The 13203-nt window shown below is 67.5% G+C and carries 14 protein-coding genes; 8 read left to right on the top strand and 6 right to left on the bottom strand.

Translation table 11 applies throughout. The features are described 5' to 3' along the window. On the top strand, positions 1 to 2121 hold a 2121-nt coding region (uvrB, locus tag AAC997_RS20040; protein ID WP_340647471.1), incomplete at its 5' end, for an excinuclease ABC subunit UvrB. Between the two features lie 174 nt (positions 2122 to 2295). After that, the gene (locus tag AAC997_RS20035; protein ID WP_340647470.1) at positions 2296 to 2592 is read left to right on the top strand and encodes a GIY-YIG nuclease family protein; all 297 of its coding nucleotides are present in this window, start codon (positions 2296 to 2298) and stop codon (positions 2590 to 2592) included. A gap of 197 nt (positions 2593 to 2789) precedes the next feature. Here AAC997_RS20035 and AAC997_RS20030 read toward each other — a convergent pair whose 3' ends face one another. Beyond that, complete coding sequence (locus tag AAC997_RS20030) at positions 2790 to 4196, bottom strand: aldehyde dehydrogenase family protein (protein WP_340647469.1); 1407 nt, start codon at positions 4194 to 4196, stop codon at positions 2790 to 2792. A gap of 230 nt (positions 4197 to 4426) precedes the next feature. Between AAC997_RS20030 and AAC997_RS20025 the strand changes: the two genes are divergently transcribed. The 3 genes from AAC997_RS20025 to AAC997_RS20015 all read left to right on the top strand — a co-directional run bounded on the left by AAC997_RS20025 (position 4427) and on the right by AAC997_RS20015 (position 5382). Then, positions 4427 to 4711: a hypothetical protein gene (locus AAC997_RS20025; RefSeq protein ID WP_340647468.1), complete on the top strand. Its 285-nt coding sequence runs from the start codon at positions 4427 to 4429 to the stop codon at positions 4709 to 4711. A gap of 57 nt (positions 4712 to 4768) precedes the next feature. Continuing rightward, complete coding sequence (locus AAC997_RS20020) at positions 4769 to 5125, top strand: hypothetical protein (protein ID WP_340647467.1); 357 nt, start codon at positions 4769 to 4771, stop codon at positions 5123 to 5125. A gap of 116 nt (positions 5126 to 5241) precedes the next feature. Continuing rightward, the gene (locus AAC997_RS20015; protein ID WP_340647466.1) at positions 5242 to 5382 is read left to right on the top strand and encodes a hypothetical protein; all 141 of its coding nucleotides are present in this window, start codon (positions 5242 to 5244) and stop codon (positions 5380 to 5382) included. A gap of 45 nt (positions 5383 to 5427) precedes the next feature. Here the strand turns inward: AAC997_RS20015 and AAC997_RS20010 are convergent, their stop codons facing one another. Next, positions 5428 to 5694: a GNAT family N-acetyltransferase gene (locus AAC997_RS20010; protein WP_340647465.1), complete on the bottom strand. Its 267-nt coding sequence runs from the start codon at positions 5692 to 5694 to the stop codon at positions 5428 to 5430. A 74-nt stretch (positions 5695 to 5768) separates the two neighbouring features. Here AAC997_RS20010 and AAC997_RS20005 point away from each other — a divergent pair, with 74 nt between their 5' ends. Continuing rightward, positions 5769 to 6329 (top strand): DUF3617 family protein, encoded by a 561-nt coding sequence (locus AAC997_RS20005; protein WP_340647464.1) that lies wholly within the window; start codon positions 5769 to 5771, stop codon positions 6327 to 6329. Here AAC997_RS20005 and AAC997_RS20000 read toward each other — a convergent pair. Together AAC997_RS20000 and mnmA are read right to left on the bottom strand one after the other, a co-directional pair. After that, entirely contained in the window at positions 6326 to 7516 is a 1191-nt protein-coding gene (locus tag AAC997_RS20000; RefSeq protein ID WP_340647463.1) for an acetyl-CoA C-acyltransferase, read from the bottom strand. The two genes, AAC997_RS20005 and AAC997_RS20000, sit on opposite strands and share 4 nt — an antisense overlap. A 38-nt stretch (positions 7517 to 7554) precedes the next feature. After that, a complete protein-coding gene (mnmA, locus tag AAC997_RS19995; RefSeq protein WP_340647462.1) occupies positions 7555 to 8721 on the bottom strand; it encodes a tRNA 2-thiouridine(34) synthase MnmA in 1167 nt (388 codons plus the stop codon). A 215-nt stretch (positions 8722 to 8936) separates the two neighbouring features. Between mnmA and AAC997_RS19990 the strand changes: the two genes are divergently transcribed. Beyond that, positions 8937 to 9122: a hypothetical protein gene (locus AAC997_RS19990; RefSeq protein ID WP_340647461.1), complete on the top strand. Its 186-nt coding sequence runs from the start codon at positions 8937 to 8939 to the stop codon at positions 9120 to 9122. An 8-nt stretch (positions 9123 to 9130) separates the two neighbouring features. Here the strand turns inward: AAC997_RS19990 and AAC997_RS19985 are convergent, their stop codons facing one another. Both AAC997_RS19985 and flgK read right to left on the bottom strand, forming a co-directional pair. Then, positions 9131 to 10060, bottom strand: coding sequence for a flagellin (locus tag AAC997_RS19985; RefSeq protein WP_340647460.1), 930 nt, complete (start codon positions 10058 to 10060; stop codon positions 9131 to 9133). A gap of 16 nt (positions 10061 to 10076) precedes the next feature. Next, positions 10077 to 12164, bottom strand: a complete 2088-nt coding sequence (gene flgK, locus AAC997_RS19980) for a flagellar hook-associated protein FlgK (RefSeq protein ID WP_340647459.1) — start codon at positions 12162 to 12164, stop codon at positions 10077 to 10079. Between the two features lie 409 nt (positions 12165 to 12573). Between flgK and AAC997_RS19975 the strand changes: the two genes are divergently transcribed. Then, the coding region (locus AAC997_RS19975; protein WP_340647458.1) for a hypothetical protein at positions 12574 to 13203 on the top strand (630 nt) is incomplete at its 3' end.

The raw sequence follows: 13203 nt of genomic DNA, 5'->3' as shown, positions 1-13203 counted from the left end.
GAGGGCGGGCGCCGCTTCAAGCTTGTCAGCGATTACGAGCCCGCCGGCGACCAGCCCACCGCCATCGCCGACCTCGTCGCCGGCCTGGAGGGCAAGGAGCGCGACCAGGTGCTGCTGGGCGTCACCGGCTCGGGCAAGACCTTCACCATGGCCAAGGTCATCGAACAGACCCAGCGCCCGGCCCTGATCCTGGCGCCCAACAAGACTCTGGCCGCCCAGCTCTATTCCGAGATGAAGAGCTTCTTCCCCGACAACGCGGTGGAGTTCTTCGTCTCCTATTACGACTACTACCAGCCCGAGGCCTACGTGCCGCGGACCGACACCTATATCGAGAAGGACAGCTCGATTAACGAGCAAATCGACCGGATGCGCCACTCGGCCACCCGGGCGATCCTGGAGCGCGACGACGTCATCGTGGTGGCCTCGGTCTCCTGCATCTACGGCATCGGCTCGGTGGAGACCTATTCCACCATGACCATCCAGCTCGAGGTCGGGCAGCGGGTGGACGAGAAGAAGCTGATCGCCGACCTGGTGGCCCTGCAGTTCAAGCGCAATGACGCGTCATTCGAGCGCGGCGCCTTCCGCCGGCGGGGCGACACCCTGGAGATCTTCCCGGCCCACTACGAGGACCGCGCCTGGCGCGTCAGCCTGTTCGGCGACGAGATCGAGGCCATTGTCGAGTTCGACCCCCTCACCGGCCGCAAGACCGCCGACCTGCCCAGCATCAAGCTCTACGCCAACAGCCACCACGTCACCCCGCGCCCGACGCTTCACCAGGCGATGATCTCCATCAAGGCCGAGCTGAAGGAGCGCCTCGACTGGATGGTGGCCAACGGCAAGCTGCTGGAGGCCCAGCGGCTGGAGCAGCGCACCACCTTCGACCTGGAGATGATCGGCGCCACCGGCTCCTGCGCCGGCATCGAGAACTACAGCCGCTATCTCTCCGGCCGCCGCCCGGGCGAGCCGCCGCCCACCTTCTTCGAATACATCCCCGACAACGCCCTGCTGTTCGTCGACGAGAGCCACCAGAGCGTGCCGCAGATCGGCGGCATGTACCGGGGCGACTACCGCCGCAAGTTCACCCTGGCCGAATACGGCTTCCGCCTGCCCTCCTGCCTGGACAACCGCCCCCTCAAGTTCGAGGAGTGGAACGCCATGCGGCCCGACACCATCAATGTGTCGGCCACCCCGGCGGCCTGGGAGCTGGAGCAGTCGGGCGGGGTCTTCGCCGAGCAGGTGATCCGCCCCACCGGCCTGATCGACCCGCCGGTGGAGATCCGTCCGGTCAATACCGAGAACCACAGCCAGGTGGACGACGTCATCGCCGAGGTCCGAGAGACCACCGCCCGCGGCTACCGCTCCCTGATCACCGTGCTCACCAAGAAGATGGCCGAGGACCTGGCCGAGTACATGCACGAGCAGGGCCTGCGGGTCCGCTACATGCACTCCGACATCGACACCATGGAGCGGATCGAGATCATCCGCGACCTGCGCCTGGGCGCCTTCGACGCCCTGATCGGCATCAATCTGCTGCGCGAGGGCCTGGACATCCCCGAGTGCGGCCTGGTGGCCATCCTCGACGCCGACAAGGAGGGCTTCCTGCGCTCCGAGACCAGCCTGATCCAGACCATCGGCCGGGCCGCGCGGAACGTGGACGGCAAGTGCATCCTCTATGCCGACCGGGTCACCGGCTCCATGGAACGCGCCATGGCCGAGACCTCACGCCGCCGGGAGAAGCAGGCCGCCTACAACCTCGAGCACGGCATCACGCCGGAGAGCATCAAGTCCTCCATCAAGGACATCCTGGCCTCCCCCTACGAGAAGGACCGCGTCACCATCCCGGTCGGCGTGGCCGAGGACTCCAAGCCCTTCATGGGCGACAACTTCAAGACCACCCTGCGCGACCTCGAAAGCCGCATGCGCCAGGCCGCCGCCGACCTCGAATTCGAGACCGCCGCCCGCCTGCGCGACGAGATCAAGCGCCTGAAACTGATGGACCTCGAATTCGCCAACGACGTGCTCACCGCGCCGGGCGAAGAGGTGGACCGAACGGCGGTGAAGAAGGTGCGGGCGGAGGCGCGGGCGGAAGCGCAGGAGCGGTTCCGGAAGGGGAAGCGGTAGGTTCTCACCTCCGCCACTCCACACCCCGTCATCCTAGGCCTTGTGCCTAGGACCCCTTTCTCGGTGTTGCTGAGCTGCAGGATGGCACGTAAAGTTCCCGTTACGTTCTTCGTCGCCGAGGCGCCGACAGAGGGGTCCTAGGCACAATGCCTAGGATGACGGAGTGGGGGTGAGATGCGGCGCGATGCCTATATCGCCGTCTACATCATGACCGACGGCATGCGCGGGACGCTCTATACCGGCGTCACCAACAAGCTCACGCGCCGCATCTACGAGCACCGGGAGGGCATCTATCCCGGCTTCACAAAGACCTATGGCCTCAAGCGGCTCGTTTGGTACGAGCCCTTCGAACTCATGACCAACGCCATCCAGCGGGAGAAATCGCTGAAGCGCTGGCCGCGGGACTGGAAGATCAACCTGATCGAGCGGGAGAACCCGCACTGGGACGATCTCCATGCGGGGCTGGCGTAGTGGAGCGGCGCAGCACGCGCCTCCCGCCATCCCCCACCTCCGTCATCCTAGGCCCTGTGCCTAGGACCCCTTTATCCGCGCCTCTGCGATCCAGCACGTGGCGGAGCGTTCCAGGCCTATTCGGCGACACCGAGAGAGGGGTCCTAGGCACAAGGCCTAGGATGACGGGGTGGGGGATGACGGTCGTTAGGCGGGGATCACCCCTTCGCCATGTTGATCACGTGCATCTGGGTGAACTCCGAGAGCCCCTCCTCCCCCAGTTCGGTGCCCATGCCCGAGAGCTTGGCCCCGCCGAAGGGGATGTTGGGGGCCAGTTCGGCGTGCTTGTTGATCCAGACGGTGCCGGTGTCCATACGGCCGGCCAGGTCCATGGCGCGGTCCAGGTCCTTGCTCCAGATCGAACCTCCCAGGCCGTAGTCGCTGGCGTTGGCGCGGGCCAGGGCGTCCTCGCCGTCGCGGATCTTGATCACCGGCAGGACCGGGCCGAACTGTTCCTCGTCCACCAGCCGCGTGCCATCGCTGATGTCGCGCACGATGGTGGGGCGGATGAAGTAGCCCTTGCCGTCGGCGCGGCCGCCCCCGGCGATGACCTTCCCCTGGGTCTTGGCCTCCTCGATGATGCCCAGCACCTTCTCGAACTGCGTCTTGTTCTGCAGCGGGCCCATGGTGGTGCCCTGCTGCAGGCCGTCGCCCACCACGGCGGCGTCGGCCAGGATGGCCAGCTCGTCGCACAGGGCGTCGTAGATGCTCTCGTGGACATAGGCCCGCTTGATGGCGATGCAGACCTGTCCGGAGTTCTGGAAGGCGCCGGCGAAGATCTTGCCCGCCGTCTCCTTGGGGTCGTTGCCCTCCAGCACGATGGCCGCGTCATTGCCTCCCAGTTCCAGGGTGACGCGCTTCAGCGCCTCCGCCGCGCCGGCCATCACCTTCTTGCCGGTCTCGGTGGAGCCGGTGAAGGAGACCTTGCGGATGTCGGGGTGGCCGGTGATGGCGGCGCCCAGGTCGTTGGCGTCGGCGATGACGTTGAGCACGCCGGGCGGCAGGAGGTCCTTCACCAGTTCGGCGATGCGCAGGGTCGAGAGCGGCGTGGTGGCCGCGGGCTTCAGCACCACGGTGTTGCCCGACAGCAGGGCGGCGGGCACCTTGAAGGCCATCAGGATCAGCGGGAAGTTCCACGGCACGATGGCGGCCACCACGCCCAGCGGGCGGCGGCGGCTGACCACGCGGCGGGCGTCACTGTCCTCGATCACCTTCTCGGGCAAATCGAGGCTGGCGAAATAGCGGAAGAAGGCCGCCGCCCCGAACACCTCGCCCATGGCGTCGGCCAGCGGCTTGCCCTGTTCCTGGGTCAGCAGGCGGGCGAGGTTCTGCAAATCCCCCTGGATGGCGTCGGCCATGGCGTTCAGCGCCTTGCGCCGCTCGTCCATCGGGGTGTCGCGCCAGGCCGGGAAGGCGCGCTTGGCGGCGGCGACCGCCTGGTCCAATTGGCCCTTCGACGCCCGCGCGCAGACCGCCAGCTCCTGCTCGGTGGCCGGATTGATGACCGACATGGTGGTCTCGCCGTCCACCAGCTGGCCGTCGATGAGAAGCTTGAACGGGCCCATGGGGTCCTCCCGATATCTTTATGGTTGGCGCGAGAATGGGCCGGTGACGTAGGGCCATGCAAGGCGTCGACGCCTGTCACCCAAATGCCGCAGATCCCCAGGCTGGGCGCACGCCCTCGGAACCACGGCGCCGGTTGGGCGTACATTCCGCCATGGGGGAGCGCCGAACCGGCGGTCCAGACGCGGACTTCGGACGGGGCTTCCATCGCCTTTTGCTGGGGATAGCAAACATGTCGCCGTCGCTCTCCGTGGTTTCCGACAACAAGGTCGGCGCCCTTCCGCGTTCCGAAGCCCTGTCCACCCGCGTGCGCCGCCTGCAGGCCGAGGCCAAGGGCCTGGCCCGTGAGCACGTCGCCGCCCTTATCGCCGCTCTGCACGAGACCGAGGCCCTCTGCGCCGAGATCGCCGAGGGCGGCGAGGCCTACCCCCCCGGCATCCGCGACATCGCCCGGCGCCTGGCCGAGGAGGTGGAGGCCAAGGTGGCCACCATCGAGGCGATCAACTCGCGGAACTAGCTCTGGCCCGCCATCTGCAGCGTCGCGCTTCAACCGTCCCGGTTTGGAGCGTGAGCTATGGTTAGTCGTGTTGCGCGTACCCGTCCCCGCCTTGTCGCCGAGGCGCCCAACGTCGTGCCCCTGCAGGCCCTCGCGCCCACGCCTGAGCCCGCGCCGGAAAAGGTTGAGAAGCCGGCCCCGGCCAGCGAGACCCTGGCTGAACAGATCCGCCGGCTGCAGGGCGAGGCCAAGAGCCTGGCCAAGTCCCATGTCGACGCCCTGCGCCTGGCCCTCATCGAGGTCGAGCGTCTGTCGGAAGAGATCGGCGAAGGCGGCGACGTCTATCCCACCGGCATCCGCGAACTGGCCCGCCGCTTCGCCGGCGAAACCGACGCCAAGGTCCAGGCCCTGATGGCCATCGTGGCGCGCACTTAAGGTTCGATTTTCAAGAACTTAGGCCGCCCACGCATCCATTTTCGTGACGCTGCGTTAGCTTCCCGGTTGTTCAATATGGCCGCCCTCCCCGGCGGTCAGGCTGGGGATAAAACTCGATGTCCGACACCTTCACGCGCGTCCTGCTGGGCGCTCTCGCCGCCGCCGTCATGACCACGGTCGCCATGGCCGGGACCATGGTCGCCGCCTCCCAACCCGTGGCCTTCGGCCAGGGCCTGAGCCAGAACAGCGAGGGCTAAATAATAGCCCGCTCATCCCGGTCTTCGCCGGGAGGAGCGGTATCGCTACCCCACCAAATCCCCGAACTCCTTGCTGCGCCGCAGCCAGGCCGCCGCGTAACCGCAGATCGGCGTGATCTTCAGGCCCTTGGCCCGCACATCGGCGCTGAGCGCGGCCATCAGCCGGCCGGCTGCGCCCGTGCCGCGCAGGACGGGCGGGCTTTCCACGTGGTCGAGATAGAGGCGCTCCCCGCTCAGACGATAGTCGGCCCAGGAGGTCTGGCCCTGTTCGTCCATCTCGTAGCGGTCGCCGGTGTCGCGCAGATCGGTCATGGTCAGATCATAACCCCCTCGCCCACGAGATCGATCCCGATTAGCGTTCGTTCGTGCGAAAGCGGGAGAGAGCGATGCGTTGGACTGTTGGGTTGGCCGCTGTGGCGGTGCTGGGCGTGAGCGCCTGCAACAAGCCGGCCGAGAAGACCGACGGCGAGACCGCCGCGCCCGCCTTCACACCCTCCCAGACCCCACCGAAACGCAAGCCCGGCCTCTGGGAACAGCGGGTCTCCACCGGCGACTTCGTGCAGGTCAGCCGCATCTGCCTGGATGAGGCGACGGACGCCAAGATCAGCTTCTGGGGCTCCCAGACGACCCGGGACATGTGCGAGAAAAACGTCTTCTCCGCCCGCGTGGCCGGGGGCTATCAGTTCAGCTCGGTCTGCGACATGGGCTCCGGCGGCAAGACCACCACCAGCGGCACAGCCACCGGCGACTTCAACTCCAAATACCTGATCCAGGCCGAGAGCTCGACGGAGGGCGCCGCCGCCCCGCAGATGAACGGCCTGCACAAGGTCACCATCGAGGCCGCGTGGCAGGGCGCCTGCCCCGAGGGCTACAAGCCGGGCGACATGTCCCTGCCCGGCGGTATGAAGATCAACATCCTCGACCTTCCGGCGCCGCCCAAGACCTAGACCAGCTCCACCGCCATGGCCGTGGCCTCACCGCCACCGATGCACAGGCTGGCGACGCCGCGCTTGCCGCCGCGGGCCTCCAGGGCCGAGAGCAGGGTCGCCAGGATGCGCGCGCCGCTGGCCCCGATGGGGTGACCCAGGGCACAGGCGCCGCCGTTGACGTTCATCTTGGCGCGATCGAGGCCCAGTTCCTGCTCGGCGATCATGGCCACCACCGCGAAGGCCTCGTTGACCTCCCAGAGATCGACATCGGCCACCGACCAGCCGGCCTTGTTCAGAACCTTCTGCATGGCGGGAACCGGCGCGGTGGTGAACAGGCCCGGCTCATGGGCGTGGGCGGCGTGGCCGGCCACCCTGGCGACAATCTTCAGGCCCAGGCGCCGCGCCACCGACTCCCGGGTCATCACCAGGGCCGCGGCGCCGTCGCTGATGGAGCTGGCGTTGGCCGCCGTGATCGCGCCGTCCTTGGCGAAGGCGGGCCTCAGCGTCGGGATCTTGCCCGGGTCGGCCTTCATCGGCTGCTCGTCAGCCTCGATCAGCACCGCGCCCTTGCGGCTGACCACCTCCACCGGGACGATCTCGCGGGCGAAGGCGCCGGTCTCGGTGGCGCGCCTGGCCCGCGCCAGGCTCTCGATGGCGTAGTCGTCCATGGCCTGGCGCGTGAACTGGTAGGTCTTGGCGCTCTCTTCGGCGAAGGACCCCATCAGCCGGCCAGGCTCATAGGCGTCCTCCAGCCCGTCCAGGTACATGCTGTCGGAGATCACATCGTGGCCGATGCGGGCGCCGCCCCGGTGCTTGGCCATCAGGTAGGGGGCGTTGGACATGCTCTCCATGCCGCCGGCGATCACGATCTCCGCCGACCCGGCGGCCAGCGCATCGTGCGCCAGGATCGCGGCCTGCATCCCGGAGCCGCACATCTTGTTGACCGTCGTGGCCTCCACCGAGAGCGGCAGGCCAGCGCCAAGGGCCGCCTGTCGCGCCGGCGCCTGACCCAGACCGGCTGGGAGGACGCAGCCCATAATGATCTGCTCGACCGCGGCGGGATCGAGCCCGGCCCGCTCCACCGCCGCGCGCACGGCGGCCGAGCCCAGGGCCGTGGCCTTCACGGGCGACAGATCACCCTGGAAACCGCCCATGGGCGTGCGAGCGTAGGAAGCGATGACGACGGGATCGGAGACTTGGGTCATGGAAGGCATATAGACCTCCCGCCCCCGCATGGGGAGGGTCAGCCCCCGAAGGTCTTTTCTATGAATCCGCCACCCAGCACTCGCTCCGGCAGGGCCGGATCGTAGAGCACGCAGGCCTGGCCCGGTGAAACGCCATGCTCGGGCGCGTCAAACACCACGGCCGGCGCGCCGTCGCGCAGCGCCAGCTTGGCGGGCAAGGGCTCGGCGGTGGAGCGTACGCGGGCCAGGACCGCGATCCCCGCCTCACAGGCCGCTTCGATCGTGGCCTGATCACCCAGCCAGTTGGTTTCCTTCAGGACGCAGCCGACCGTCAGCAAGGCCTCGCGCGGGCCGACGATCACCCGGCGGCTGTCGGCGTCGATCTTCACCACGAACAGCGGATCGCCCACCGCCACGTTCAGCCCCCGGCGCTGGCCGACGGTGTAGCGGGTGACGCCCTCGTGCCGGCCCAGCACCCGGCCGTCCAGGTGGACGATGTCCCCCGGTTCGGCCCCATGCGGGCGCAGGCGGTCGATCACCGTGGTGTAGCGCCCCTCGGGCACGAAGCAGATGTCCTGGCTGTCAGGCTTCTCGGCGATGGCCAGGCCAAGCTCGGCCGCCGCCCGGCGCACCTCGCTCTTGGGCAGATCGCCCAGCGGGAAACGCAGGTAGTCCAGTTGCTCGGCCGTGGTGGCGAACAGGAAGTAGCTCTGGTCTCGCGCCGGGTCGGCGGCGCGGCGCAGTTGCGCGCCCGAGGGGCCCATCTCGCGGCGGACATAGTGACCGGTCGCCATGGCCTCGGCGCCCAGGTCGCGGGCCACATCCAGCAGGTCGCGGAACTTCACGGTCTGATTGCAGCGGATGCAGGGAACCGGCGTCTCGCCCCGCAGATAGGCGTCGGCGAACTCCTCGATCACCTGTTCCTTGAAGCGGCTCTCATAGTCGAGGACGTAGTGAGGGATGCCGATGGCGTCGGCGGCCGAACGGGCGTCGTGGATGTCCTGGCCGGCGCAGCAGGCGCCCTTCTTCTGGATCGCCGCGCCATGATCGTAGAGCTGCAGGGTCACGCCGATCACGTCATAGCCGGCGCGGGCCAGCAAGGCGGCGGTCACCGTGGAGTCCACGCCGCCCGACATGGCCGCCACCACGCGCGCGCCCACCGGCAGGCCCACAGCGACACGGGCGGCTTCGACAGCTTGGTCAGCAAAGAGAACGGACGCGCTCATGGGCGGTATGTAGCGGGTCGCGAGGGGTTTTGCGAGATCACGGTCCGATTCCAGGTCGAGGGATGTCGTCGCAAATAGTCGCGAAACAGTGATCTCGCCTGACAGGCGAGTGGTGTAAGCTTGGCCAGTCGCTGCGAAGTAACCCAAGGGTCGCGGAGACCAGGAGACACTGAGCGCAATGCTCGTGTCTCGCCTCACCGATTGGAGAGGACCTGATGAACCAGTATCGACTTTATGTGCTGAACCCCGAAGAACACGTCGCGGCCACCCGCGAGGCGCAGTTTCCCGACGACATCTCCGCCATGAGAGAGGCCACTGAAATCCGCGCTGACCAGTTCGCCGTCGAGGTCTGGACGGGGGAGCGGCTGGTGGGCCGGATCGGCGCCGAGTTTTCGCTCTAAACTCCGACCTACCTCAACACGTTCAGCAGCGACGAATTCTGCAGCGAGAGGAAGACCTGAGCTGCGGCCTGCACCGCCACCCCGGCCTGCTGCAACGCCGTGGCCGCTTCCGCCGGGTCGGCGTCGGTGATGTCGCCCATCATCCCGGCTAGGCTGTTCTGACGACCGATCAGGTCGACCTTCACCGAGTCCACCCGGGTCTGCACCATGCCATTGCGAGCGGTGTTGTTGACCAGTTCCTTCCGCACGCTGTCCCAGTTGGCCAGAACGCCCTCAAGAAAGATGCGCTGGTTGTCGGTCAGGTTGCCCTGGAACGGACCGTCGACGCCCTCCTGGAAGGCCTGCAGATCCTTGAAGGCGCTCATCAGATCCGTGCCCAGGTTGTTGGCCAGCAACCCCGTGGTGACCGTCGTGGAGTCGTCCACCTTCGCCTGGGTGACGAAGTCATCATTGTGGAAGAAATCGGCGATCGCCTTGAGCGGGTTGGTGAGGTCGGAGAGCGCCGTCGCCGAGACCGGCAGGGTGTCGATCTGCCCTCCGGCGAAGACATACTTCCCGCCGTAACGGGCGTTCAATCCGTCCACCGAGTTGCGGAAGAAGCCTTGAAGGTCCTGCATGAGGGTGTCGGCCCGACCGCTGGCGAGGGCCTGGGCGATGGTTTCCCGCGTCCCTTCGGCCGAAGAGGTGAGCTGGTTGAGAGCAAAGTCCTGTGTGGTCAGCTTGTCGGTGATCAGCTTGTTCTGTTCCCGATAGCCGCCGAGCCTGGCGTCGATGGACTTCATCGCGGTCAACATCTCGGCGTTGCGCGCATAGCCCTTTAGGTCGGTGCCCTGTTTCTGGGTCGCCACGCGGGCGCCGGCCTCCATCTGCCGCTGCTGGGCGGCTTGGATGTTGGCGAGGACGGCGCTGTAGTTGCCGTTGGAGGAAACGCGGTTCATCGCGGTTGGCCTTCCATCAGATCATCTGGGTAAGGACGTCGAACAGCTCCTTAGCGGCCTGCACCATGCGGGCCGAAGCGTTAAACGCCTGTTGGTAGGTGGTGAGGCGCACCAGTTCTTCGTCGAGGTTGACGCCCTCCACCGACTGCCGCCGGGCCGTGGCCTCGGTGGCCACGGAATCAGCGGACTGCTTGCGCGTGTCAGCGGCCTGGGCGCGACGGCCGATGGAGCCGCCGAATTCCGCAGCATAGCGCGAGACGGTCATGTTCACCGCCCCCAGCTCGCCGGCCGCGCTGAAGGCGGTGCTGACGTCGCCCGATCCGGCCAGGGTCAGAGCCCCGCGCCCGTCGCCTGGCCGCAGGGATGCCGCGGGCGGCGTCGCGGTGAGGTCCAGCTTGCCCAGGGCCAGCTTCATCGGGTTGGATATCAGGGCCTGATCCACCCTGAACCGGCCGGCGCGGCTCGAGCGTTCATTGACCCCCAGGCCGAAGAGCTGGCTCAACGAGGCGCCGTCGGTCCCGCGCTTGGTGTCATCCTTGGCCACGGAGAGATGGACGTCCCCACCGCCGTTGCCCGCGAACGCCATCTTGCCGTTGGCGTCGAGGGAGAAGGTTCCATAGAGGCCGACACCGGTCGAACTGGCGTTCAGGGTGTCCAGCAGATCCTGCATGCTGCCGGCTGGCGGCATGGTGATGGAGATGTCGCGCAACGGGCGGCCGTCAGCCTGGGCGAGGCTGAACTTGATCACATCGCCGGGGGTGAAGCCGTGGTCGTCGGCAGGCTTCAAGCCGGTCTCGTAGTTGGTGACCCCATTGGAGCGCACGATGTCGTTGAGACCGAAGAAGTGGGAGAAGGCCCGGCCGGCCTTCATCGACGTTCCCTCCTCAATGGCGACGCCGAATCCGGACCCCGCGGCCAGGCTGAGTTGGCCGTTGGCGAAGGTGGCCGTGGCCGCGCCGCCCAGCGCATTGTTCAGGTCTGCGAGGAAGTCGCCGCTGAAGGCGCCGCCGGGGGTCAGGGTCTGGGCGTCGAAGTCAATGACAACCGAGCTCTGCACGACGCCCGTCGCCTGATCGACGACGGCGATGGTGGAGGTTCCGGTGAAGCCCGAGGCGGCGGAGTCCAAATCCATGCCGACGTCTCGGCCGATCATGGTGTTGGGGGGCGGCATGGCGGCGTTGCCGTTGTGCGCGGCGTTCAGCTTCTCGGTCACCCGGCTGACGAACTCGCCCAGCTGGTCCGACAGCCCCGGTAGGGTTTCGTCGCGCAGGTCCATCAGGCCGCGCAGGTCGCCGCCGGTGATGGTGATGGGTTGGGCCTGACCGATGCCGCCAACGGGTTCGATGGCGACGTAGGACATCGTGGTGTCGGTGCGGTTGTAGCTGAGCCTGGCGGCGTTATCCCCGGCCAGCAGATAACCCTCTGCAGACCGGATGGTGACGCCGCCCTGGGTCCGCTGCTGGACCTGCACGTTCATGATGGTCGACAGCTCGTCGATCAGCTGGCTCTGGATGTTCTCCGAGCCCGAGGCGTCAGCGTTGGCCAGGTTCGCCCGGCTGACGTCGGAGTTCAGCCGGTTGATCTGAGCCAGCAGGTCGTTTGCCCGGTCGATGTCGGCCTTGGCCTGGGCGTCGACCGTGTTCCCGAGGTCATTGATGTGGTTGTTGATGCGGGCGGCTTCGCTCAGGAAATCGCTGACATTTGAAATCGCCTGACTGCGGAGCAGGCTGGACGACGGGTCGTCCGAAGACGCCGAGAAGGCCGCATAGATGTTGTCCATGCGCGAGAAGAAGAAGTTGTTGCTGGACGGGTCGCCGAACAGGCTTTGGGCGTTGTCGAGATACTCCGACACCGTGCCCCAGCGCTTAGAGTCCGACGTGGCCGACAGGGTCGCCATCTGCAGATACTGATCGGTGATCCGCTTGACGCCGGAAACCTCGACCCCCATCCCCATGCCGCCGACGACGAGCGGCTTCTGGTCGATGGTCTTGCGGACGTAGCCGGGGGTGTTGACGTTGGCGATGTTGTCGGAGGTGGTCCGCAGGCCGGCCTGCGCCGCCTGCAGGCCCGAGGCTGCGGTCCGGAGGGAAACCGTCAGGGACATCTCTTAGCCCTCCGCCCGGCAAAGCCTGACGCCCGACCCGGCCAAATCTGCCGGTAGTCTGGGGAACGCCCGCGCGTAGCTCTGCAATTTGTTCAACATTTTCAATGTGGTCCCTTTGGGGTCCCGATCAGCTTGAAATCAGGGGCGCAAGACGGGCGCCAGTTTCGAGACGGCTCTCGACCAGGCCGGCGCCGGGGGGCGGCAGGGACGACCTATCAACCCGGCGAGGCTCGGCAAAAAGCGCCACCACCGCCTGGCTTCAGGCGCCGACGACTTCCGACAAGTTCGTTTTAAATCAGTAATTTAATGGGCCTTACCCAAATTGGCGCGGAGGTTGCTGAGCAGGGTCGGAATGAACGCGGCGCAGCAGGCGCTTCCTCACAAGTCGTCCCCCGGACACCCCGACCCCATGACCGCGCCTCTACTCAACGCCTCGACCATCCAGCCCACCGCCGCCACGGGCGCGGCGGCCGGACTGTTCGGTGGCGGCGTCGCGACCCCGGGTCCGATGGCCGGCTTCGAAGCCCTGCTGACCGCCTTCTTCGGCGGCCCAGGCGCGGCCGAACCGGTGCTGGGCGCGGACGGGAAACCCGTTCTCAAGACCGGCGACGCAGCCAAGGGCGCCAAGGTGGCGACCGGCGGCGACGAAGAGGCCGACACCGCCGATACCGCTACGCCGTCCACGGACGCCCAGATTCTGGCCGCTCTGCTGGCTCAGCCCATCACCGCTCCGACCGCCGTTGTCCCGACCACCGCTGGCGGCCCCGGCGCGGATGAGACGACCGCGGGCGGGCCCGCGACACCGGCCTTCGGACCTCTGGCTCCCGACACCGGCCTGGCCCTGGCCTCGAAGGCCACAGGGGGCGCTGACGCCAAGGCCGCGAACGGCGCCGTCGCCCAGGCGGTCGCGGACGCCGCGACTGAAGCGATGGACGCGGAAGCCATGCCCACCAACATGGCCGCCGCCGACCCGTCCTCCGCGCTGGGCAAGGCCAAGCCCGCCGTCGCCGATCAGCCCGCCGCGGCGGCCACGCCGCGC

This window comes from Phenylobacterium sp., assembly GCF_037968635.1.
Lineage (GTDB): Bacteria > Pseudomonadota > Alphaproteobacteria > Caulobacterales > Caulobacteraceae > Phenylobacterium.
This window is presented reverse-complemented; position numbering and strand designations above follow the sequence as displayed.